The sequence below is a fragment of the Ruegeria halocynthiae genome (genome assembly GCF_000743705.1).
In the GTDB taxonomy this organism is placed as follows: Bacteria; Pseudomonadota; Alphaproteobacteria; order Rhodobacterales; family Rhodobacteraceae; genus Ruegeria; species Ruegeria halocynthiae_B.
This window is the reverse complement of record NZ_JQEZ01000006.1, coordinates 111,112-133,467: the sequence shown is the minus strand read 5'-3', so window position 1 is coordinate 133,467 and position 22,356 is coordinate 111,112. Positions and strand designations below refer to the sequence as shown.

24 protein-coding genes and 1 pseudogene are annotated in these 22,356 nt (G+C 58.4%); 16 read left to right on the top strand and 9 right to left on the bottom strand.

Annotated features, from left to right (window positions below):
• The first annotated feature begins 36 nt into the window (after window positions 1-36).
• Window positions 37-828 (top strand): FkbM family methyltransferase, encoded by a 792-nt coding sequence (locus tag JT51_RS19210; protein ID WP_037316761.1) that lies wholly within the window; start codon window positions 37-39, stop codon window positions 826-828.
• A gap of 46 nt (window positions 829-874) precedes the next feature.
• Here the strand turns inward: JT51_RS19210 and sdhA are convergent, their stop codons facing one another.
• From sdhA to JT51_RS19170, 8 genes are all read right to left on the bottom strand, one after another.
• Window positions 875-2,683 (bottom strand): succinate dehydrogenase flavoprotein subunit, encoded by a 1,809-nt coding sequence (gene sdhA / locus JT51_RS19205; protein WP_037316758.1) that lies wholly within the window; start codon window positions 2,681-2,683, stop codon window positions 875-877.
• A gap of 22 nt (window positions 2,684-2,705) precedes the next feature.
• Window positions 2,706-3,077: a succinate dehydrogenase, hydrophobic membrane anchor protein gene (gene sdhD / locus JT51_RS19200; RefSeq protein ID WP_037316756.1), complete on the bottom strand. Its 372-nt coding sequence runs from the start codon at window positions 3,075-3,077 to the stop codon at window positions 2,706-2,708.
• Window positions 3,078-3,088: 11 nt separating this feature from the next.
• Window positions 3,089-3,472 carry a succinate dehydrogenase, cytochrome b556 subunit gene (sdhC, locus tag JT51_RS19195; RefSeq protein ID WP_037316753.1) on the bottom strand — a complete coding sequence of 128 codons (384 nt, stop codon included), beginning with the start codon at window positions 3,470-3,472 and terminating at the stop codon, window positions 3,089-3,091.
• Window positions 3,473-3,670: 198 nt separating this feature from the next.
• Window positions 3,671-4,333, bottom strand: a complete 663-nt coding sequence (locus JT51_RS19190; protein WP_037316750.1) for a DUF1194 domain-containing protein — start codon at window positions 4,331-4,333, stop codon at window positions 3,671-3,673.
• A 55-nt stretch (window positions 4,334-4,388) separates the two neighbouring features.
• Window positions 4,389-5,417, bottom strand: coding sequence for a MaoC family dehydratase (locus tag JT51_RS19185; protein ID WP_037316747.1), 1,029 nt, complete (start codon window positions 5,415-5,417; stop codon window positions 4,389-4,391).
• Window positions 5,417-5,623, bottom strand: coding sequence for a DUF1737 domain-containing protein (locus tag JT51_RS19180; RefSeq protein ID WP_037316745.1), 207 nt, complete (start codon window positions 5,621-5,623; stop codon window positions 5,417-5,419). Before JT51_RS19180 ends, JT51_RS19185 begins: the two co-directional genes overlap by 1 nt.
• Before the next feature lie 11 nt (window positions 5,624-5,634).
• A complete protein-coding gene (locus JT51_RS19175) occupies window positions 5,635-6,180 on the bottom strand; it encodes an NnrU family protein (RefSeq protein ID WP_037316743.1) in 546 nt (181 codons plus the stop codon).
• A gap of 6 nt (window positions 6,181-6,186) precedes the next feature.
• On the bottom strand, window positions 6,187-7,044 hold the full coding sequence (locus tag JT51_RS19170) for an HpcH/HpaI aldolase/citrate lyase family protein (RefSeq protein WP_037316741.1): 858 nt from the start codon (window positions 7,042-7,044) through the stop codon (window positions 6,187-6,189).
• A gap of 170 nt (window positions 7,045-7,214) precedes the next feature.
• Between JT51_RS19170 and JT51_RS19165 the strand changes: the two genes are divergently transcribed.
• The gene (locus JT51_RS19165) at window positions 7,215-7,514 is read left to right on the top strand and encodes a hypothetical protein (RefSeq protein WP_037316739.1); all 300 of its coding nucleotides are present in this window, start codon (window positions 7,215-7,217) and stop codon (window positions 7,512-7,514) included.
• Here the strand turns inward: JT51_RS19165 and JT51_RS19160 are convergent.
• Window positions 7,511-8,266, bottom strand: coding sequence for a sulfite exporter TauE/SafE family protein (locus JT51_RS19160; protein WP_037316737.1), 756 nt, complete (start codon window positions 8,264-8,266; stop codon window positions 7,511-7,513). The two genes, JT51_RS19165 and JT51_RS19160, sit on opposite strands and share 4 nt — an antisense overlap.
• A gap of 161 nt (window positions 8,267-8,427) precedes the next feature.
• Between JT51_RS19160 and mdh the strand changes: the two genes are divergently transcribed.
• The 14 genes and pseudogenes from mdh (at window position 8,428) to JT51_RS19090 (ending at window position 22,356) form a co-directional block, all read left to right on the top strand.
• Entirely contained in the window at window positions 8,428-9,390 is a 963-nt protein-coding gene (gene mdh, locus JT51_RS19155) for a malate dehydrogenase (RefSeq protein ID WP_037316735.1), read from the top strand.
• Between the two features lie 321 nt (window positions 9,391-9,711).
• Complete coding sequence (gene sucC / locus JT51_RS19150; protein WP_037316733.1) at window positions 9,712-10,905, top strand: ADP-forming succinate--CoA ligase subunit beta; 1,194 nt, start codon at window positions 9,712-9,714, stop codon at window positions 10,903-10,905.
• Window positions 10,906-10,909: 4 nt separating this feature from the next.
• Window positions 10,910-11,455 (top strand): hypothetical protein, encoded by a 546-nt coding sequence (locus JT51_RS19145; RefSeq protein ID WP_037316731.1) that lies wholly within the window; start codon window positions 10,910-10,912, stop codon window positions 11,453-11,455.
• An 84-nt stretch (window positions 11,456-11,539) separates the two neighbouring features.
• Window positions 11,540-11,674: pseudogene (locus JT51_RS19140) on the top strand (succinate--CoA ligase subunit alpha); the annotation flags it as partial.
• 76 nt (window positions 11,675-11,750) lie between these two features.
• Window positions 11,751-12,425 carry a hypothetical protein gene (locus JT51_RS19135; RefSeq protein ID WP_152563387.1) on the top strand — a complete coding sequence of 225 codons (675 nt, stop codon included), beginning with the start codon at window positions 11,751-11,753 and terminating at the stop codon, window positions 12,423-12,425.
• A gap of 65 nt (window positions 12,426-12,490) precedes the next feature.
• The gene (gene sucD, locus JT51_RS19130) at window positions 12,491-13,372 is read left to right on the top strand and encodes a succinate--CoA ligase subunit alpha (protein ID WP_037316727.1); all 882 of its coding nucleotides are present in this window, start codon (window positions 12,491-12,493) and stop codon (window positions 13,370-13,372) included.
• Window positions 13,373-13,456: 84 nt separating this feature from the next.
• The gene (locus JT51_RS19125) at window positions 13,457-14,068 is read left to right on the top strand and encodes a hypothetical protein (RefSeq protein ID WP_037316725.1); all 612 of its coding nucleotides are present in this window, start codon (window positions 13,457-13,459) and stop codon (window positions 14,066-14,068) included.
• A complete protein-coding gene (locus JT51_RS19120; RefSeq protein ID WP_037316723.1) occupies window positions 14,065-14,607 on the top strand; it encodes a DUF805 domain-containing protein in 543 nt (180 codons plus the stop codon). Before JT51_RS19125 ends, JT51_RS19120 begins: the two co-directional genes overlap by 4 nt.
• Window positions 14,604-17,561 carry a 2-oxoglutarate dehydrogenase E1 component gene (locus JT51_RS19115; RefSeq protein WP_037316721.1) on the top strand — a complete coding sequence of 986 codons (2,958 nt, stop codon included), beginning with the start codon at window positions 14,604-14,606 and terminating at the stop codon, window positions 17,559-17,561. The genes JT51_RS19120 and JT51_RS19115 overlap by 4 nt, the downstream gene beginning before the upstream one ends.
• Before the next feature lie 3 nt (window positions 17,562-17,564).
• Window positions 17,565-19,082: a 2-oxoglutarate dehydrogenase complex dihydrolipoyllysine-residue succinyltransferase gene (odhB, locus tag JT51_RS19110; RefSeq protein WP_037316719.1), complete on the top strand. Its 1,518-nt coding sequence runs from the start codon at window positions 17,565-17,567 to the stop codon at window positions 19,080-19,082.
• A 2-nt stretch (window positions 19,083-19,084) separates the two neighbouring features.
• A complete protein-coding gene (locus tag JT51_RS19105; protein WP_037316717.1) occupies window positions 19,085-19,354 on the top strand; it encodes a hypothetical protein in 270 nt (89 codons plus the stop codon).
• Between the two features lie 142 nt (window positions 19,355-19,496).
• On the top strand, window positions 19,497-19,907 hold the full coding sequence (locus tag JT51_RS19100; protein ID WP_037316715.1) for an MAPEG family protein: 411 nt from the start codon (window positions 19,497-19,499) through the stop codon (window positions 19,905-19,907).
• A 69-nt stretch (window positions 19,908-19,976) separates the two neighbouring features.
• On the top strand, window positions 19,977-21,365 hold the full coding sequence (lpdA, locus tag JT51_RS19095; protein ID WP_037316713.1) for a dihydrolipoyl dehydrogenase: 1,389 nt from the start codon (window positions 19,977-19,979) through the stop codon (window positions 21,363-21,365).
• Between the two features lie 142 nt (window positions 21,366-21,507).
• Window positions 21,508-22,356: a TerB family tellurite resistance protein gene (locus JT51_RS19090; protein ID WP_160175200.1), complete on the top strand. Its 849-nt coding sequence runs from the start codon at window positions 21,508-21,510 to the stop codon at window positions 22,354-22,356.

The window sequence follows — 22,356 nt, the reverse complement described above, 5'->3', positions numbered from 1 at the left end:
GAATCCAACGCAGATTTCAGACTCTAGGAACTCGATATGGCATCAGCCAACCCATTTGATTTTGTCAAAACCCTAAGGGCCCTTGGCCTCGAATTCACCCCGATCAACGCCGGAGAAAGCAGCATTGCGGGGCGACCGATGCGCATTCTGAGACGGTTGTCCCGCAGCGGATACAGCATCGAACGGACCGAGCTGGATGCCAGACTTCTGGCCGGGTACGGTTTTGCGCCATCTGTGGTTTTCGACATCGGGGTGGATGCTGGAACTCCACCTTTGTATGACGCGTTCAATACCGCCAAATTCGTTCTGATTGATCCGGTCGCCGAAAGCGAGGACAAGGTCGCCCCGTGGAAAAACAAGATCAATTTTGATTTCCATTGCGTCGCCGCCGGCAGTTCGGACGGCTCCGTTACCCTGAATGTACCCTCAACCACATCGCGGGTGCGGCACAGCCGGGCGTCCATCATGGAATACAAAGACAATTACGTGTCCCAGTTCGCCAAAATCGAACAACGTGTTGTTCCGGTGCGGACCTTGGATTCGTTGTCGCGCGGTCTTTCCGGCCCATTCGGTATCAAGATCGACTCGGAAGGATATGAGATTGAGGTCATCAAAGGCGCGACCGAGACCCTAAAGCAATCAGAGTTCGTTATCGCCGAAACCTCGGTCAAACCACGCTACGAGAACGGGTACAAGTTTTCGGATTTCGTGGCACTGATGGCCGAAAACGGGTTTGAAATTCTGGATTTTATCCGCCCGATCAGACCGGGAAGACCGGATTGTGACGTTTTGTTCGCGCGGATGGATAGCGGCCGGTTCGACCTATGAATGGGATGCACCGCCCGGAAATTCTGGCGGTGCACCATGCGTTCGATCAGAACGTCCGCGCCTTGGGTGCGATTTTCTTGAGGCTGATGCCGCCTTCATCCTCGGTGGTCAGCGGGTCCACAATCACCGGACGATAGCTAAGGTCGACCTTGTTGCCCTCGACCCGGGACACGGTGTGAACCCGCCAGTTTTCGTCATCACGCTCCGCGAAATCCTCATGTGCGTGGGCACCGCGGGATTCTTTGCGCGCCTCGGCACCGACGATGGTGGCCAATGCACTGGGCATCAGATTGGTCAGTTCCAGCGTTTCCATCAGGTCACTGTTCCAGACCAGCGAGCGGTCACTGACTTTCAGGTCGTCCATCTTGGCGGCAATCGCCGTCATCTTCTCGACCCCTTCGGCCATAGTTTTGGCGGTCCGGAACACGGCCGCGTCGGCCTGCATGGTTTTCTGCATCTCAAGCCGCAGATCGGCGGTCGGGATGGCACCGCTGGCGTTGCGCGCCGCATCGAACCGGTCAAACGCTTTGTCCACCGACGCCTGATTCAGCACCGGATTCGGCGCATCTGCATCGACAACCTTGCCGGCCCGGATCGCCGCTGCACGGCCAAAGACCACCAGGTCGATCAACGAGTTCGAGCCAAGGCGGTTCGCCCCATGGACCGACGCACAACCGGCTTCGCCCACGGCCATCAGGCCCGGCACAACGCCCGTCGGGTTATCGGCGGTGGGGTTCAGAACCTCACCCCAATAGTTCGTCGGGATACCGCCCATGTTGTAATGCACAGTCGGCAGAACCGGGATCGGTTCCTTGGTCACATCCACCCCGGCAAAGACGCGCGCGGATTCGGAAATCCCCGGCAGGCGTTCAGCCAATGCTTCGGACGGCAGATGGCTGAGGTTCAGGTGAATATGGTCACCATTGTCGCCATGCCCACGGCCTTCGCGGATTTCCATGGTCATTGAGCGCGAAACATAATCGCGCGGCGCCAGGTCCTTGTACTGGGGCGCGTAGCGCTCCATGAACCGTTCACCTTCTGCGTTGGTCAGGTATCCGCCTTCGCCCCGCGCGCCTTCGGTGATCAGACAGCCTGAACCATAGATGCCGGTCGGGTGGAATTGCACGAACTCCATATCCTGCAGCGCCAGACCGGCGCGCGCCACCATGCCGCCACCGTCGCCGGTACAGGTATGGGCCGAGGTCGCGCTGAAATAGGCGCGGCCATACCCGCCGGTCGCCAACACCACCATCTTGGCGTTGAAGACATGCATGGTGCCATCGTCCAGCTTCCAGCAGACGACGCCCTGACATTGCCCATCGTCGGACGTGATCAGGTCGATGGCGAAATATTCGATATAGAATTCAGCGTTGTTCTTGAGGCTCTGGCCATAAAGCGTGTGCAGGATCGCGTGGCCGGTCCGGTCGGCGGCGGCACAGGTCCGCTGCACTGCGGGGCCTTCGCCGAATTCGGTGGTGTGGCCGCCAAAGGGGCGCTGATAGATTTTGCCTTCCTCGGTCCGGCTGAACGGCACGCCATAGTGCTCCAGCTCATAAACCGCTTTGGGGGCCTCGCGCGCCAGATACTCCATCGCGTCAGTGTCACCCAGCCAGTCTGATCCCTTGACGGTGTCATACATGTGCCACTGCCAGTTGTCGGGGCCCATGTTGGACAAGGACGCCGCGATGCCGCCCTGCGCCGCAACCGTGTGCGAGCGGGTCGGGAACACCTTGGTCACGCAAGCGGTGCGCAGACCTTGTTCAGCCATACCCAGCGTGGCCCGCAGACCGGCGCCACCGGCGCCGACAACAACCACGTCATATTCGTGTGTTTCGTATTCGTATGCAGCTGTCATTTGTTCTTATCCTTACCGCGCATCACAGGGCGAGCTTAACAAGGGCATAAAGCCCCGCAGCGATCATAGTGTAACCAAAAGCCGCAACAGCCATCAGGCTTAGCTTTTCCGCGACACCGTGGACGTAATCTTCGATCGCGACCTGCGCCTCGCGCATCAGGTGGATGATGACGACAACCAGCGTCAGCCCTGTCACAATCGCCGGGAAGGGGCGGCTGTAATAGGCAAGTACCTCTTCATAGGTTCCACCCAGCCCGTGCGCGAAGGTGAAAACGAACAAAGGCACAAGAAACACAAGCGCGGTCGAGCTGACCATCATCTGCCAGTGATGATGCGTACCCTGCCGTCCGGCACCTGCGCCCTGCGCGCGTTTGCGGTCTGTCAGATAACTCATGGTCTGTTTCCTTATACCGCAACCGCTGTAATGAATGTGAGGATGGTGGCCAGCACGAGCATGCAGATCCCCAGCTTCTCGGAGATCTTGACGTCCACCAGATAGCCCAGATCCCAGATCAAATGACGCAGACGTCCAAGCATGTGGTAAAAGATTGCCCAGGTCGCGGCGAACATCACCAGATCACCCAGCCAGCTTCGCATCAGGCTGTCGATGAAGGTAAAGGCCGTTTCCGATGTCGAAGCTGCCAACAGCCACCACACAACGAAAAAAGACATCGCAAGCGCCGCTATCCCGGTAATGCGCACCAGAATGGATGTCGTCGAGGTCAACTGTGGACGGTAGATCGATAGATGTGGTGAAAGAGGGCGGTTGCCCCGATTTACATCGGCCATGTTGGCTCCTTTTCGGTTGGCTTCCGAAGGTTTTACTGTTTTTTGCGACTCTGTCACGTGCTGCGGGTGCAAAAAACCTATAATTGGCGCAAAATACCGGATATTGCACGATTGTGATCACGCAAAATAATGTCGTGATCACAAATTTTTTAATCCAATTCCGATGTTAGCGTCCGCAGTGGCGAATCTGTGGCAAACTCATTGTAAACCTGCGGTTTGCTGGGTGACTTCACGCAGCAGTTTTTTGCGGATTCTATCGGGATAGTCGGCAAAACCCGCGGCTGAAACAACAAATGCGCCCTCGCCCACGATGACGTTTTCAAAGAAATATGCAGTTAGCTCGGGTTCGCTTTCCTCAATAGCAATGGCATTGACCGTGACGCCGCGCGTCCGCAACACGGCGTGCAATTCAGACGGCTCGACGCCTTCGTTCGACACCCCGTCGCCCGAGATGTCGATCAGGTGCCGCTTACAATCCGAGACCGCGCCAAAGCTGGACATGGTCATTTCCAGGGCCTCACCAATTGCCGTGGAGAAATTGCGCCAGACCCTTGGGTCCCCGGCCACCTGATCGGCGAACCGATCAAGCGTTTCAAAGCTGTCGATATGGGTCCAGGGCACGGTGATTTTCTGGCGCGAAGACCCGGTCCATTGCACCAGCATCAACCGCGCCTGACCGCGCACCAGCGCCTCTGACACGATGGGGTCGCGCAGGCCTGCGGCCAGACCATCCATCTGAATCCGGTATTCGGCGGAATCCACCGACCCGGACACATCAACCGCCAAAGCCAGCGCAAGATCGCACGCTGTGGCAGGCGGGGCCAGACAAAGACAGACAGCGATTGAGCGAAGCAGGACCATGATCGCAGCCTAGCATGAATGGTGCGGGCTGCGATCAAATGAATGTGGGGCCGTGTCAGACTGGCATCAGCGCCCAATAATCCAGATCCAGCAGAACATCCGGCTGGTACCGCCCGTCTTCGTTTTTCAGATCGAAAGGCACGCCGCCCTTGGTCGCGACCAGCCGCAGACGGATCGCACCCACACCCGGCACGCCGGTTTCGGCCTTATCCAGAACCTCGGACCAGGCCTTGATCGTGTTGCCCGAGAAACAGGGGTTGGCATGTGCGCCACCATTCAGACCAACGATCATCTGCGCATTTGCCAGACCGTTGAACGACAAGGCGCGCGCCATCGAGATGACGTGCCCGCCATAGATCAACCGACCATCGGGGCGGAAGGTCAGATCGAAATGCACCTTGGCGGTGTTCTGCCACAGGCGGGTGGCCAGCATATGCTCGGCCTCTTCCACGGTGACGCCATCGACGTGATCAATGGTTTCCCCGATCTCATAATCGCCCCAGCGGTGCGCGTCGCCGGATTGGGCAAAATCGTAGCCCGTGAAATCAAGCCCTGTGGGCACCACCAGATCCTGCGGGTCCAGCACCTTTTTCAGTTCGGGCACAACCGTTTCGGGTGCGGGCGCATCAAGGTTCGATTTGCGCACCATCACCCAGCGCACATATTCGATCACCACCTCGTCACGCTGGTTCAAGCCCCGCGTGCGAACCCAGACAACGCCGGTCTTGCCGTTCGAGTTCTGTTTGACCCCGATCACCTCGGATTCCGACCGCAAGGTGTCCCCGGAATAGACCGGTTTCAGCCAGCGTCCCTCGGCATACCCCAGATTGGCCACTGCATTCAGCGAGACATCGGGCACGGTCTTGCCGAACACCACGTGGAACGCCGCCAGATCATCAATCGGGCTTTGCGGCAGGCCGCAGTTGCGGGCGAACTCGTCCGAGGAATATAGCGCATGTCGCGCCGGATAGAGCGCATGATACAACGCGCGTTCGCCATCAGTCACGGTGCGGGGCACCGCATGGTGCAGGACCTGACCTACAGCGTAATCCTCGAAAAAGCGGCCCGGATTGGTTTTTGCCATTATTGCTGTCCCAGTTTCATGTCGGGGGAATAGTCGGCCGGAACTTCTTTGGTCACGGCCTGCGCACAGCGCATCATGCGGCTGTTTTCGTCATATGCGTAAGAGGGGTCGCCATACAGCTCCCACCCTTTTGCCAGCGCGTCCGACACCTTGTGACAGAAGGCTGACGTGTCTTCTTCGGTCAGCAGACGGTACAGTTTTGCCATCTTTCAAATCCTCAAGAAGGGAACGGGGATGGGCCGACCAGCCCGTGGATGTATCCGATAACCCCAAGCAGCACGATTGAAGCCACAAAGAACATCGCATCCTTGCCATAGGTGCCGGGTTCGCCGGGGGTCCATTCGGGCTCGGCCTTATTGATCACGATCACTTCGACCACTGCCCAGGCCAGCAAGCCACCGAACAGGACGATCGACGCCAGATCCCCATTCACCAGCAAATGCGCAAACGCCCACAGTTTGAACCCGCCCAGCATTGGGTGGCGGACCTTGTTCAGCAGCCGCCCTTTTTTCCCGGCCGGGCTCATCATGAAGATTGCGATCAGCACCAGCAGGTTGTTGATGTGGACCATGAAGGTTGGCGGCGACCAGACAAAGACCGTGTCGGTCATGCGATAACCGAAGATCATCAGCATTACTGCCGCGACCAACGCCAGCGCCACCGCGCCCTTGCCCATCGCGGCGCGCTGCGCCGGCATCACACGTTTGAACAGATGTGCGGCCCACCATAGTGCCACACCAAGAATCAGTAGAACAAAGCCCATGCTGGCTTACCCCGCTTGCAAAGCTGTAATTGCCTCCGCTTTTGCCAGAATTTCACGGGCAGTTACAACGTGCAGATTTTCCACGATCTTCCCATCGACCACAGCAACGCCCTGCCCTTGCGCCTCGACCTCTTCAAAAGCCGCGATCTGGCGACGGGCCACGTCGATCTCGGCCTCCGAAGGTGCATAGGCGGAATTGGTGACATCGACCTGCGCCGGGTGGATCAAAGTCTTGCCGTCAAAGCCCATGTCACGGCCCTGCGCGCATTCAGCGGCCAGACCTTCATCATCCTTGAATGCGTTGTAAACACCATCGACGATGATCAACCCTTCGGCTTTGGCGGCCAGAACGCACAGACCCAGCGACGTCATCAGCGGCAGGCGGTCGGCGCGGAAACGGGTTTGCAGTTCCTTGGCCAGATCATTGGTGCCCATGACAAACCCCGCCATCAGCGGATGCGCCGCAATCTCGGCGACGTTCAGCATCCCGCGCGGGGTTTCCATCATCGCCCAGATTGGCAGATCGCCGGTGATCGCGGCCAGCGCATCAACGTCGGCGGCGGAATTTACCTTGGGCAGCAGGACGACATCCGCATCCATGTCGCGCACGGCCTCGGCGTCGGCGCGGCCCCACGCGGTATCCAGCCCGTTGATCCGGACAATCTTGACCCGCGAACCGTACCCACCGGTCGCCAAGGCCGCCTTGAGCGTTTCGCGCGCGTTGTCTTTTTCATCGGCCGCAACCGCATCTTCCAGATCAAAGATGATCGCATCCACCGGCAAGGTGCGGGCCTTGTCCAGCGCCCGGCCCTTGGAGCCGGGGATATAAAGAACGGAACGATAGGGGCGCTGACGAGGGTCCATTGATCTTTCCCTTTGAAATATTGTTGCGCGGAAAGGGGCATTTTTTACCGGAAAGTTCAAGCGCAAAATCGCCGCGTTGCAGCATATGCGACGCAACGTGCGTTGCCTTAACCGGATATCGGTCAGTGCGCCCCACCCTGATGGTCGGATGAAATCGAAAGGGATGCGCGATGAAAAAGACGCTTTTCAAGATGACGATGGGCCTTGGAATCATGGTTCTGGCCGCACAGCAGGCGCACGCCCGAACCTGTGCCCCACGTGCGGATATGGTGAAGCGGCTGACCGAAACCTATGGCGAAACACGCCAAAGCATCGGAATCGCGCAGCAAGGCGCAATGGTCGAGGTCTATGCCTCCGACCAAAGCGGCAGTTGGACCATCACGGTGACATTGCCGGACGGAACGACCTGCCTGGTCGCCTCGGGTCAGGCCTATGAGGCGATGGCCGAAGCTCTGCCGCCGAACGCCTAGGTCAGCGCATCCCAAATCAGCTTGCTGCCGGTGATCGTCAGCAGCACATAGGCGATGCCAAAGAACAGGCGCTCGGACAGCAGGAAATGCGCCCGGACGCCCAGCCACGCGCCCAGTATCGCAAAGGGGGCCAGCAGCAGATCGGCCCAAGCCGTGTGCCAGGTGAACAAGCCCAGATAGGCGTATGGTACGAATTTCGAGATATTGATGACCCAGAACACCAGCACGGTGCTGGCCTGAAACTCGGTCTTCGTCAGCCGCTGCGATAGCAGATAGACCGCTGCGGGCGGGCCACCCGCATGGCTGACAAAGCTGGTAAACCCGGCCACCAGACCCGCGAACAGCCCGACCCGGGCTGGCAGACGGTTGGCAAATCCCCGCACCCAGCCTTTGGCCTGCGAGACATGCCAGAGCACAAACCCAACCGATATCCCGCCAATCAACAGGCGCAGCAGATCGTCATCGGTGGCGCGATACAGCAACGCCCCCAATGCCACGCCCGGCACGGCCCCCAGGATCAAAAGCCGCGAATCCGGCCAGCTCCAACGCTTCCAATACGGGCCCAGGGTGGACACATCGATCACCATCAGGATCGGCAACATCAGCGCAAGCGCCTGCCCCGGTTCCAGGATCAAAGCCAGAATCGAAGACGAGGCAAAGGCCACGCCTGAACCGAACCCACCCTTCGAGATACCGGCAAAGATCACCGCAGGGATCGCCACAGCAAAAAACATCAGGTTCAGTTCGAACATGCGGCGCCCCGTAAATAGGCTTGTGTCATTGGTCGTTTAGCGCAATCACCAAGACCCGCGCAATCAGTATGCGCTTGCATGCCGCGCCGCATGACCCTTGCACGAAACCCATTTAGCGACTAGCAAAACCGCGATTTCAAAACCGACCGGAGATATTCCAAATGGCCAGACCCAAGATCGCGCTGATCGGCGCAGGTCAGATCGGCGGCACGCTCGCCCACCTCGCAGCTATGAAAGAACTGGGCGACGTTGTCCTGTTCGACATCGCCGAAGGCACCCCCGAAGGCAAGGCGCTGGACATTGCCGAGTCCGGCCCCTCCGAAGGGTTCGATGCCAAGCTGAAAGGCACGCAATCCTACGAAGATATCGCTGGTGCCGATGTCTGCATCGTGACCGCCGGTGTGCCGCGCAAACCCGGCATGAGCCGCGATGACCTGCTGGGCATCAACCTGAAGGTCATGAAATCCGTCGGCGAAGGCATCGCAGCCAACGCGCCGAACGCGTTTGTCATCTGCATCACCAACCCGCTGGACGCAATGGTCTGGGCTCTGCGTGAGTTCTCGGGCATGCCGCACAACAAGGTCTGCGGCATGGCGGGCGTTTTGGATTCGGGCCGGTTCGCGCATTTCCTGTCAGAGGAATTCAATGTCTCCATGCGCGACGTCACCGCCTTTGTTCTGGGTGGTCACGGCGACACCATGGTGCCTTCGATCCGCTATTCGACCGTTGCCGGTATCCCGCTGCCCGATCTGGTCGAAATGGGCTGGACCACGCAGGAACGGCTGGACGCCATCGTTCAGCGCACCCGTGATGGCGGTGCCGAGATCGTTGGTCTGCTGAAAACCGGTTCTGCCTTCTATGCGCCCGCCACCTCGGCGATCGAAATGGCCGAAGCCTATCTGAAAGACCAGAAACGCGTTCTGCCCTGCGCCGCCTATTGCGATGGCGAGCTGGGCGTCGAAGGCATGTATGTCGGCGTACCCACCGTGATCGGTGCCGGTGGCATCGAAAAAGTCGTCAACATCAAGCTCAACGAAGAAGAGCAGGCTGGTTTCGACAATTCGGTCAACGCCGTGAAGGGCCTGATCGAGGCGTGCAAAGGCATCGACAGCTCTCTGGCCTGAGCCCATCAGATCTGACACCTAAAACCGGCCCCGCCTGGGCCGGTTTTTCTTTTGCTTGTTTCCCGTGCTGGGGCTGATCCCTGTTGGGATTGTTGGCGCAAACGTCGCAAGCGCCTTTGTTTGAATGTGTTTTCACCCAACTTCGCTCAACAGTTCGAATCAACAAAAGCTGACTGTAAATTTGTGATCACACCAAAAAAATCCGTGATCACAAATAGGGAAAATCTTCGTGAAAATCCTCTTTCCCGTTAAAAAACCCTTTAAACTTGCCCCCTAGACACCCCTATAACGGTTTAATCGTAGTCAGACGGGACAGTTTCGATGAACATTCACGAATATCAGGCCAAAGCTCTTTTGCGCAGCTATGGCGCTCCGGTCTCCGAAGGTCGCGCGGTTCTGCGCGCCGAGGAAGCCAAAACCGCAGCCGGAGAACTGGATGGGCCGCTTTGGGTCGTCAAGGCACAAATCCACGCGGGCGGTCGCGGCAAGGGGTCTTTCAAAGAGGCCGACGCCGGTGAAAAAGGCGGTGTCCGTCTGACCAAATCGGTGGAAGAAGCATCCGAGGAAGCCAAGAAGATGCTGGGTCGCACGCTGGTCACTCATCAGACCGGCCCGGCGGGCAAACAGGTCAACCGCATCTATATCGAAGCCGGGTCCGGCATCGAGACCGAGATGTACCTGGCCCTGCTGGTGGATCGCCAGACCAGCCGCATCTCATTTGTCTGCTCGACCGAAGGCGGCATGGACATCGAAGAGGTGGCCGCAGCCACGCCCGAGAAAATCCTGTCCTTTTCTGTTGATCCCGCGACCGGCTATCAGCCCTATCATGGCCGCCGCATCGCGTTCTCGCTGGGCCTACAGGGCGCGCAGGTCAAACAATGCGTCAAACTGATGAGCCAGCTTTACGCCGCCTTCGTCGAGAAGGACATGGAGATGCTGGAGATCAACCCGCTGATCGTCTCCGACAGTGGTGACCTCAAGGTGCTGGACGCCAAGGTCGGCTTTGACGGCAACGCGGTCTACCGTCACCCCGACATCGCCGAACTGCGCGACACGACCGAGGAAGACCCCAAGGAGTTGGAAGCCAGCAAATACGACCTGAACTACATCGCGCTAGATGGTGAGATCGGGTGCATGGTCAACGGTGCTGGTCTGGCGATGGCGACGATGGACATCATCAAGCTGTACGGGGCCGAGCCTGCCAACTTCCTCGACGTGGGCGGCGGTGCCACCAAAGAGAAAGTGACCGAGGCGTTCAAGATCATCACCTCGGATCCGCAGGTCAAAGGCATTCTGGTCAACATCTTCGGCGGCATCATGCGCTGTGACGTCATCGCCGAGGGCGTTGTCGCTGCGGTGAAAGAGGTTGGTCTGAAAGTGCCGTTGGTCGTGCGTCTGGAAGGCACGAATGTCGAGAAAGGCAAAGAGATCATCAACACCTCTGGCCTGGACGTGATCGCGGCGGACAACTTGAAAGACGGCGCCGAAAAGATCGTGAAGGCGGTTAAGGGGTAAGTTTGTGAAAGTTGGTATCAAAACTACAATTCTGGCATGTGCAATTGCCTTGGCTGGCTGCGCGCCCTCGCCAGAAAGGATCGCAGCCGCGTCATTTTCTTTCTCTGAAACCAATCAACCTGTTCAGATGTTTTCAGATGCATGTCTGAAAACACTGCCGAACTTTGATGGTTTCCCGAGTGTTGTAGAAAGACGTGGTTTGACTCCCGCCGGACGAAAAGGAGGCCTGACAGCCTACAAAGCACCCGGTGAAAAGTTGTTGACCGTCACGTCGGCAGAAATTGGCGACAAATCAGCGTGCGGCGTTGGATTTCTCGGATCAGAGAATAGCGCAGAAATCGGCTCGCTGTTCTTGCAGGAAGCTACCAAACGCACGGGTGGCAAACCCCGTGAAAAGTTTCCGAGCTCCAGATTCGCCTATGCATATCAACTCAGAAACGGCAGCGTCATGACGTACGAAGTCAAACGAAAAGGCAGCCAAATTCGGCACATCGTTTTGATCTCAAAACCAGCAACGCGGGAAGAGGTTGCTGAGTACATTTACAATTGACGCTCAAATGGAAGGCGAAAGCCCTTTCGCCTTCATGAACGAATGTCTGCGGGGAATACCCGCCAATTCAAAGGAGAACGCCAGATGGCAGTCCTCATCGACGAAAATACCAAAGTGATCTGTCAGGGCTTTACCGGCTCACAGGGCACATTCCACTCTGAACAGGCCATCGCCTATGGCACCAAGATGGTCGGCGGCGTAACCCCCGGCAAAGGCGGCGCCTAGGAAATCGTGAAGGCGGTTAAGGGCTGATTACCCGGATCTTTTCATTCTCAACTCTGAACAGGGGCTTGCAATGCGTGATAGTTTAAGAGTCGCATTTGAAAGTAAAAGCTGGTCTGGACGGGCAAATGGCCCGCGCTCCGGACCTGGCTCTACGCTTGCGGCGACCGAGCCATTGCGTGAGGCATTACCTCGCATCTTCAACCAATTCAAAGTCGAGACATTCCTGGACGCGCCCTGTGGCGATTGGACGTGGATGCGAGAAGTGGACCTGAACGGCATTCGCTATATTGGCGGGGACATCTCGCTTCAGGTATTGGAAGAGGTGAAGGCACAACATGGCGTCCCAGGTCGGGAGTTTGTTCATTTGGACATAACTTCTGATCCATTGCCCAAGGCTGACCTCATGATGTGCCGGGATTGTCTGTTCCACTTAAAATGGTGGCTACGGTGGGCTTTCTTTGAGAACTTCGTTGCAAGCGACATACCTTATTTGCTTATGACGCGGCATTACATTCTCCGTAATCCCCGCCTTCAGAACAACGCGAATTTCAAACGGTTCAACCCTTGCGCTGCGCCGTTCAACTTCCCTGACCCGTTGGAGACAATAAGTGAGACAGGTGAGATCAATCAGGACCCTGAGTTTCTTGAGACATCCGTCGGGCGAAGCCAGCGTTCATTGGGGATTTGGTCCAAAGGTCAGATCATTGACGTGCTGAAACAGCGCAAAGAAGGTTCAGAAAACTAAGAAACTCGCGGCGCTGACAGAGATAACAGCCAGCGCGCTTACACAAATCAAAATGGAGGCCTAAAATGGCAGTCCTCATCGACGAAAATACCAAAGTGATCTGTCAGGGCTTTACCGGCTCGCAGGGTACATTCCACAGCGAACAGGCCATCGCCTATGGCACCAAGATGGTCGGCGGCGTGACACCCGGCAAAGGCGGGATGACCCATCTTGACCTGCCGGTGTTCAACTCGGTCCATGAGGCCAAGGCCGTGACCGAAGCCAATGCGTCCGTGATCTATGTGCCGCCGCCGTTTGCAGCTGACTCGATCCTCGAAGCGATTGATGCCGAGATGGAGGTGATCGTCTGCATCACCGAAGGCATCCCGGTTCTGGACATGATGAAGGTGAAACGCGCGCTGGAAGGCTCAAGCTCGCGCCTGATCGGCCCGAACTGCCCCGGTGTCATCACGCCGGACGCCTGCAAGATCGGCATCATGCCCGGCCACATCCACAAGCGCGGCTCGGTCGGCGTTGTGTCGCGCTCGGGTACGCTGACCTATGAGGCCGTCAAGCAGACCACCGATGTGGGTCTGGGCCAGTCCACCTGCGTCGGCATCGGCGGCGACCCGATCAAGGGCACCGAGCATATCGACGTGCTGGAGTGGTTCCTGGCCGATGACGAGACCCACTCGATCATCATGATCGGTGAGATCGGCGGCTCGGCCGAGGAAGAAGCCGCGCAGTTTCTGGCGGATGAGGCCAAGAAAGGCCGCAAGAAGCCAACCGCCGGTTTCATCGCAGGCCGCACGGCCCCTCCGGGCCGCCGCATGGGCCACGCGGGCGCGATTGTTGCCGGCGGCAAAGGTGGTGCCGAAGACAAGATCGAAGCCATGCGCTCGGCCGGTATCGTCGTGGCCGAAAGCCCGGCGCAGCTGGGTGAGGCGGTGCTGGAAGCGATTGGGTAAGCCCGCACAAACCGTGGGTAGGCCGGGCTTCCGCCCGGCTTGCATGTACCGGCAGTTAAGACAGTCAGAGGACTTTGCATCGGCATGAACTTGAAACGGTTGTCAGCTATTCTGTTTGCAATGCCGATGGCGCTCGTTGCGCCGTCCACCGCGATTGCAATCGAATTTTGGAAGACAATCGGCTTGTGTTCCAATGGGCTTCAAGCGGAGTCCTTAGAGGCTAACTTTCGAGAGTTTGGCTGGCAGGCACAAAAACCAGAAGAGCAGCGCGCGCTCGACCACTCCGCAATGTTCAATCTGCACTATGGTTTGGCTTGGGGGAAAAATGGTGACTATGATATTGTCCGAGATTTATCCTCCCGTAGATTTCTTGACAAGCCAGCCAACCCCTATGATTGGGACTTTTACTTTAGTGATCCAAAAAGCGATGCGCTACTGACTATCCGGCTACTCGGTGCGGAGCAGTCGTGCTTTTTGACGTCAAGCCGACCTCCCTTCAAAGTCGTAGAAGTACCTCAAGCTGAAAAGGTACGGGATTTCCAGTTCGGCAAATTTGAAAAAGATAACACGCAGATAACTCTATATAATGCCCGAGCAATAGCGAGAATGGCGTACGAACGGTTTGAAAATGAAAATGTCGATCTCCGGTACGTGTTTGTGGCTTCTGTGTCCAATTCTGGAAACGCGCAGCGATGACCTTCACTGACGCCATCCGCACCTGTTTCTCCAAGTTCTTCACCTTCTCGGGCCGTGCCTCGCGGCCCGAATACTGGTTCTTTTTCCTGTTCATCGTGATCTGGAGCTTTATCGCCGGGATCATCGACTGGCAGTTCTTCACTCAGGTCGCGGTCAGCGAAAGTGATGAGGTCAAAGCCATCACCGCTACATCCCGGCAACCGGTCCAGTCCATCGTTGGCCTGATCGTATTCCTCCCGCATCTGGCTGTTGCTTGGCGGCGGATGCATGATACCGGGCGCAGCGGACTTTATGCTTTGTTGCCGATCCTGTTGATCCTCGGTGCATTCGCAGTGCTGATCTTTGGTATCGGCCTTGCCTCTCATTTCCAGCATGGTGGTAGCATGGACATTCTGTTCACCCGCGCCACGTTGCTGATTGTTCTTCCGACACTGCTTGTTTTGTTTGTGTCACCCCTTCTGGTGCTGTGGTGGCTAACCCGCCCCAGCCAGCCAGGCACCAATCAATACGGTCCCAACCCATATGAGGTAGCCCAATGACCGAACATACGCCCAACTCTGCCTTTCATGCCTCAAGCTTTATGCAGGGGCACAATGCTGAATATCTGGAGCAGCTTTATGCCCAGTACACCAAGAACCCCGGGGCGGTGGATGCCGCATGGGCCGAGTTCTTCAAGGCAATGGGGGATGCCACGCCGGACGTCCAGCGCGAGGCCGAGGGGCCATCCTGGGCGCGGTCCGACTGGCCTCCGATGCCGTCCGATGACCTGACCGGCGCGCTGACCGGTGAATGGGCCGAGATCGACGCCAAGGCTGCGGGCAAAAAGATCAAGGACAAGGCGGCGGACAAAGGTGTCGCGGTCAGCGAAGATCAGATCAAGCGCGCCGTGCTGGACAGCCTGCGGGCGCTGATGCTGATCCGGGCCTATCGTATCCGGGGTCATCTGGCGGCCAATCTCGACCCGCTGGGTATGCGCGCCGCCAGCACCCACCCTGAGTTGGACCCAAAGACCTATGGCTTTACCGATGCCGACATGGACCGGCCGATTTTCATCGACAACGTTCTGGGGCTGCAGATGGCCAGCATGCGCCAGATCGTCGAGATTGTGCGCCGGACGTATTGCGGCACCTTTGCGCTGCAATACATGCATATTTCCGATCCTGAACAGGCCGCGTGGCTGAAGGAACGGATCGAGGGATATGGTAAGGAAATCGCATTCACCAAGGAAGGCCGCAAGGCGATCCTGAACAAGATGGTCGAGGCCGAAGGCTTTGAGAAATTCCTGCACGTAAAATACATGGGCACCAAGCGGTTCGGTCTGGACGGTGGCGAGGCGCTGATCCCGGCGATGGAACAGATCATCAAGCGTGGCGGTGCGCTGGGGCTGCGTGACATCGTGATCGGGATGCCGCACCGGGGTCGTCTGAACATTCTGGCCAATGTGATGGGCAAACCTTATCGCGCCATTTTCAACGAATTTCAGGGCGGCAGCTACAAGCCCGAGGATGTGGATGGTTCGGGCGATGTGAAATACCACCTTGGCGCGTCATCTGATCGCGTCTTTGATGACAACAGCGTTCACCTGTCGCTGACTGCGAACCCCAGCCACCTTGAGGCGGTGAATCCGGTGGTTCTGGGCAAGGTCCGCGCCAAGCAGGATCAGATGAACGACAGTGACCGCACGACCGTGATGGGCATCCTGCTGCACGGCGATGCAGCCTTTGCCGGTCAGGGTGTCGTGGCCGAAGGGTTCGGTCTGTCGGGTCTGCGTGGGCACAAGACCGGCGGCACGATGCATATCGTTGTGAACAACCAGATCGGGTTCACCACAGCGCCGCACTTCTCGCGCTCCAGCCCGTATCCCACCGATATCGCGCTGATGGTCGAAGCCCCGATCTTTCACGTCAACGGCGACGACCCCGAAGCGGTTGTTCATGCCGCCAAGGTCGCGACAGAGTTCCGGCAGAAGTTCCACAAGGACGTGGTCATCGACATCTTCTGCTATCGCCGGTTCGGGCATAACGAGGGTGATGAGCCCATGTTCACCAACCCGATCATGTACAAGAAGATCAAAACCCATAAAACCACGCTAAGCCTTTACACCGAACGGCTGGTCAAGGACGGGCTGATCCCCGAGGGTGAGATTGAGGATATGAAAGCCGCCTTCCAGGCCCATCTGAACGATGAGTTCGAGGCCGGTAAGGACTATAAGCCCAACAAGGCCGACTGGCTGGATGGGCGTTGGTCGCATCTCGACAAGAACAAAGAAGAATACGTGCGCGGCGACACTGCGATCGCGCCTGCAACGCTGACCGCAATCGGCAACGCGCTGACCCACGCGCCTACGGATATCGCGGTGCACAAGACCGTGACCCGTCTGCTGGACCACAAGAAAAAGATGTTCGACAGCGGCCAGGGCTTTGACTGGGCCACCGGCGAGGCGCTGGCCTTTGGCTCATTGCTGACCGAAGGGTATCCAGTGCGCCTGTCCGGGCAGGACGCAACACGCGGAACGTTCAGCCAACGCCATTCCGGGTTCATTCATCAGGAAACCGAAGAACGGTACTATCCGCTGAACAACATCCGTGAAGGGCAGTCGAAGTACGAAGTAATCGACTCGATGCTTTCCGAATATGCGGTTCTGGGCTTTGAATACGGGTTTTCACTGGCCGAACCCAACGCCCTGACCCTGTGGGAGGCGCAGTTTGGCGACTTTGCCAACGGGGCACAGATCATGTTCGATCAGTTCATCAGTTCGGGCGAAAGCAAATGGCTGCGCATGTCCGGTCTGGTCTGCCTGTTGCCACATGGGTTCGAAGGGCAAGGCCCCGAACATTCATCCGCGCGACTTGAACGGTTCTTGCAGATGTGTGGTCAGGACAACTGGATCGTGGCCAATTGCACGACGCCTGCGAACTATTTCCACATCCTGCGCCGTCAGCTGCACCGGACCTTCCGCAAACCACTGATTCTGGTGACGCCCAAATCGCTGCTGCGGCACAAGCTGGCGGTCAGTGAGGCCGAAGATTTCACCACCGGCTCCAGCTTTCACCGGGTGCTGTGGGATGACGCGCAAAAGGGTAACTCGGATACTAAACTGGTGGGTGACGACAAGATCAAGCGCGTGGTGATGTGTTCGGGCAAGGTCTATTTCGATCTGTTGGAAGAGCGCGATGCGCGCGGGATCGACGACGTCTACCTGCTGCGGATCGAACAGTTTTATCCGTTCCCGGCCCATTCGCTGATCAATGAGCTTGAAAGGTTCAAAGGCGCCGAGATGGTCTGGTGTCAGGAAGAACCCAAGAACCAGGGCGCCTGGTCCTTCATCGAACCCAATATCGAATGGGTGCTGACCCGCATCGGGGCCGACAACAAACGGCCACGCTATGTCGGTCGCGCCACTTCGGCCTCGCCCGCGACGGGTCTGGCCAGCCAACACAAAGCCCAACAAGAAGCGCTGGTGAACGAAGCGCTGAGCATTGAAGGAAAGTAAGCGATGTCCATTGAAGTTCGTGTTCCCACGCTTGGCGAATCGGTAACCGAAGCCACGGTTGCGACGTGGTTCAAAAAACCCGGTGACGCCGTCGCCGTGGATGAGATGCTGTGTGAACTTGAAACCGACAAAGTCACGGTCGAAGTCCCCTCACCCGCAGCGGGTGTGATGGGCGAGATCGTCACCGCCGAAGGCGAAACCGTTGGTGTTGACGCCCTGCTGGCCACCATCGCAGCGGGCGAAGGTGCGGCCTCTGCTCCGGCAGCGGCGGCGGCTCCGGCCCCTGTTGCTGCTGCCCCGGCGGCGGCCGGCGGCAGCGTCGATGTGATGGTGCCTACGTTGGGCGAGTCGGTGACCGAGGCCACCGTTTCCACCTGGTTCAAACAGGTAGGTGACGCCGTCGCACAGGATGAGATGCTGTGCGAGTTGGAGACCGACAAGGTCTCGGTCGAGGTTCCGGCCCCGTCGGCGGGCGTTCTGGCGGAAATCGTGGCCCCTGAGGGCGCGACCGTGGATGCAACGGCCAAACTGGCGGTGATCTCGGGCGCGGCAGCAGGTGCTGCGGCAGCACCGGCGGCACCGGCAGCTGCCACTGCGGCGGCAAGTGCTGGCAAGGATGTTGCAAACGCACCGTCGGCCGAAAAAGCGATGGCCGAGGCGGGCTTGTCCGCCGATCAGGTCAGCGGCACAGGTCGCGATGGTCGGATCATGAAAGAAGACGTGGCCCGTGCTGTTGCAACGGCTTCGGCCCCAGCGCCTGCGGCGGCTGTGCCCGCCCCCGCTGCCCAGGCCCCGCGCGCACCAGTTGCCGCCGCAGATGCCGGGCGCGAGGAACGCGTGCGCATGACCCGTCTGCGCCAGACCATCGCCAGACGCCTGAAGGATGCCCAGGACACCGCCGCAATCCTGACCACCTTTAACGAGGTGGACATGACCGAGGTGATGGCCCTGCGCAACGAGTACAAGGACTTGTTCCTGAAGAAGCACGGCGTCAAACTGGGCTTCATGTCCTTCTTCACCAAGGCCTGCTGTCATGCGCTGAAGGAAGTGCCCGAGGTCAATGCCGAGATTGATGGCACCGACATCGTCTATAAGAACTTCGTGCATATGGGCGTTGCCGCCGGTACGCCGCAGGGTCTGGTGGTTCCGGTAATCCGCGACGCCGACAGCATGTCTTTTGCCGAAATTGAAAAAGCCATCGCCGAAAAGGGTCAGCGCGCCCGTGACGGCAAGCTGTCCATGGCCGAAATGCAGGGCGGCACTTTCACCATCTCGAACGGTGGTGTCTATGGCTCGCTGATGTCCTCGCCTATTCTGAACCCGCCGCAATCGGGTATTCTGGGGATGCACAAGATTCAGGACCGTCCGATGGCCATCAAGGGTGAGGTCAAGATTCGCCCGATGATGTATCTGGCGCTGTCCTATGACCACCGGATCGTTGACGGCAAAGGCGCGGTAACGTTCCTTGTGCGTGTGAAAGAGGCGCTGGAAGACCCGCGCCGCCTGTTGATGGATCTTTGATCATGGCGACTCATGTATTATGGCAAGCCGACGTTGCGGATTTTGATGCCTGGCTGAAGGTATTCCGCGAGGACCAACCGATGCGAGAGGCCGCGGGTATCCGCGACCTCCACATCTGGCGCGACCCGGATCAGCACGACCATGCGGTTGCGCTGTTTGCGATCATGGATGTGGACAAGGCGCAGGATTTCTTCGGCTCGGAAGAACTGGCCATGCATCACGAACGTGGTGGCGTGGCGCATATTCAGGTCAAAGTGCTGGAGCCGGTTTAAACGCAATGATCGTCGGGGGGCATGGACATCTGTTTCATGGCGGCATCCCTGCCGCCCCACATATGCTGGCCGCAACACCCGTGCGCCAATTGACCGTTGAAGTGCATATACTTACTGCCCGCCGCACCGAAGGCCAAGTCCCATGACCCCGGAGCTTACAGCGTTAACTCTGGCAGCGTTGCTGCAAGTCATCCAGTTCGTGCTGATGGCGGTCCCCGCCAATCTGGAACTAGGGCCGGGCAAGACCATGTCAGCACGCGACCGGACGCGTCTGGGTGGTTCGCTGGAGGATCAGCTTTCGGAAGGAACCGCGCGCCTTTACCGGGCGATGAACAATCACTTCGAGGGGCTGATCCTGTTTGCGATTGCCTGCCTCGTGGTGACGCTCTCGGGCCAAGGCAGCGGCTTCACCGCCGCATGTGCGTGGATTTATCTGGTGGCCCGCATCCTTTATGTCCCGGCTTACTATTTCGGCCTTCGGCCCGGGCGCAGCCTGATCTGGTTCGCCGGGTTTGCGGCCACAACCTTAATGCTTTTGGCGGTGTTACTGTGACAGCGCCTGTGTACACTCTGTTCAGCGGTTTACGCCCTGCGACAGCCCGAACTCTCAAGGAGATTCTTCATGGCAAACTATGACGTTATCGTAATCGGTGCCGGCCCCGGCGGCTATGTCTGCGCCATCCGCTGCGCTCAGCTGGGATTGAAAACCGCTGTGGTCGAAGGGCGCGAGACGTTGGGTGGCACCTGCCTGAACGTGGGCTGCATTCCATCCAAGGCACTGCTGCACGCCAGCCACCAACTGCATGAGGCCGAGCATAACTTTGTAAAGATGGGCCTGAAGGGCAAAAGCCCCTCGGTCGACTGGAAGCAGATGCAGGCCTACAAGGAAGAAACCATCGACGGCAACACCAAGGGCATCGAGTTCCTGTTCAAGAAGAACAAGATCGACTGGCTGAAAGGCTGGGGTTCGATCCCCGCCGCCGGTCAGGTCAAGGTCGGGGATGAGGTGCACGAGGCCAAGAACATCATCATCGCATCCGGGTCCGAGCCATCGGCGCTGCCGGGGGTTGAGGTGGATGAAAAGGTTGTCGTGACCTCGACCGGGGCGCTGTCGCTGGGCAAGATTCCGAAAAAGATGGTGGTGATTGGCGCGGGCGTCATCGGGCTTGAGCTGGGCTCGGTCTACAGCCGGTTGGGGGCTGAGGTGACGGTGATCGAATTCCTCAAGGAAATCACGCCGGGCATGGACCCCGAGGTGCAGAAGACCTTCCAGCGCATCCTCAAGAAACAGGGTCTGAAATTTGTCATGGGTGCGGCGGTGCAAAAGACCGAAGCGACCAAGACCAAGGCAAAGGTGACGTATAAGCTGCTCAAGGACGACAGCGAGCATGTGATCGACGCCGATACCGTGCTGGTCGCCACCGGGCGCAAGCCGTTCTCGGACGGATTGGGGCTGGAGGCGCTGGGGGTCGAGATGACACCGCGCGGCCAGATCAAGGTGGGCGCAGACTGGCAGACCAACGTGCCGGGCATCTACGCCATCGGCGATGTAACCGAAGGACCGATGCTGGCCCACAAGGCCGAGGATGAAGGCATGGCTGCCGCCGAGCAGGTCGCAGGCAAGCATGGTCATGTGAACTATGGCGTCATTCCGGGCGTGATCTACACCTGGCCCGAGGTCGCCAATGTGGGCGAGACCGAAGCGACGCTCAAGGAACAGGGCCGCGCCTATAAGGTCGGTAAGTTCATGTTCATGGGCAATGGCCGTGCCAAGGCCAATTTTGCCGCCGATGGGTTCGTCAAGATTTTGGCTGACACCGAAACAGACCGCATTCTGGGCGCGCATATCATTGGCCCGTCAGCAGGTGATCTGATCCATGAGGTCTGCGTGGCAATGGAATTCGGCGCGTCCGCCGAAGACCTCGCACTGACCTGCCACGCCCACCCGACCTATTCCGAGGCCGTGCGCGAAGCCGCGCTGGCCTGCGGGGACGGGCCGATCCACAGTTGACGGCAACAACAGGTATCAAGTGAAAGGCGGGCCATTGCGCCCGCCTTTTTGCTGACGTCATCTCGCCTCAAAATTGATCTGCTTTGAGTTGATTTCAAAGTGATAGACGTACTTTATGCGGTTCTTATTATTGAGGCTAACTATGCGATTTCTCACATATTGCGCGGCAGCGCTGTTCATGACCATGTTCTTCGGCCACGAGGCCCACGCCAAACGTGGCGGCGGTGTTTCGGGCACTTCGGAGCAGATGAGTCTGATCGCCGAGACCGAAATTCAAGACGATACCGGGCAAACGCTTGCATTGTGCCACCTGACTGAAAAGACGCATATCCTGTTCGCAGGAGTCTGGCGCAGCTCAAAGGGTTATGTTCTGGCCCCGAATGGGTGCGACAGCGACAGCTTTTACAGATTGTCCGCAGACAAGCTGGAATTGGGCAAAGCTTTGGGCGATTTCCCCAGTGATCTGCCGGACCAGCCGGTGATGTCGCTCAACGATATGATCTCGGGCTTTTGGGGGCTGGGGGCAATTGCGATCCTGCTGGCCATCGCAGGTGTAAAGACGGCTGGTCGATCTGCACGAAAAAGACAGCGCCAATCGGAAATGGGGGCTGCAGCTCCGGCCGCGATTCAGGCGATGGACGCTATGTGCCATGCCGCCAAGGCAGATGGTCAGCTGGATACATCCGAGATCGCCATGATGGCCGACATCGCCAAGCAAATGACTGGCGAGAACTTTGACGATGCCCGCATACGCCGCATGTACGACATGGCCGAGGTCAAACCGACCGATGCCCAATTCGCAGCCTTCGGCCGGGGGTTGAGCAATGAACAGAAACGTCTGGTCATGCAGGCCACGCTGATGATCGTCGGCGCGGACGGCAATCTGGCCCAAAGCGAGTCGGTGTTCGTGCAAAAGCTGGCAAAGGGGCTGAACATCAGCGTGGACGAAGTAAAGGCAATGTTCCAATCCATGACCGCAAGCCCGGCCTAA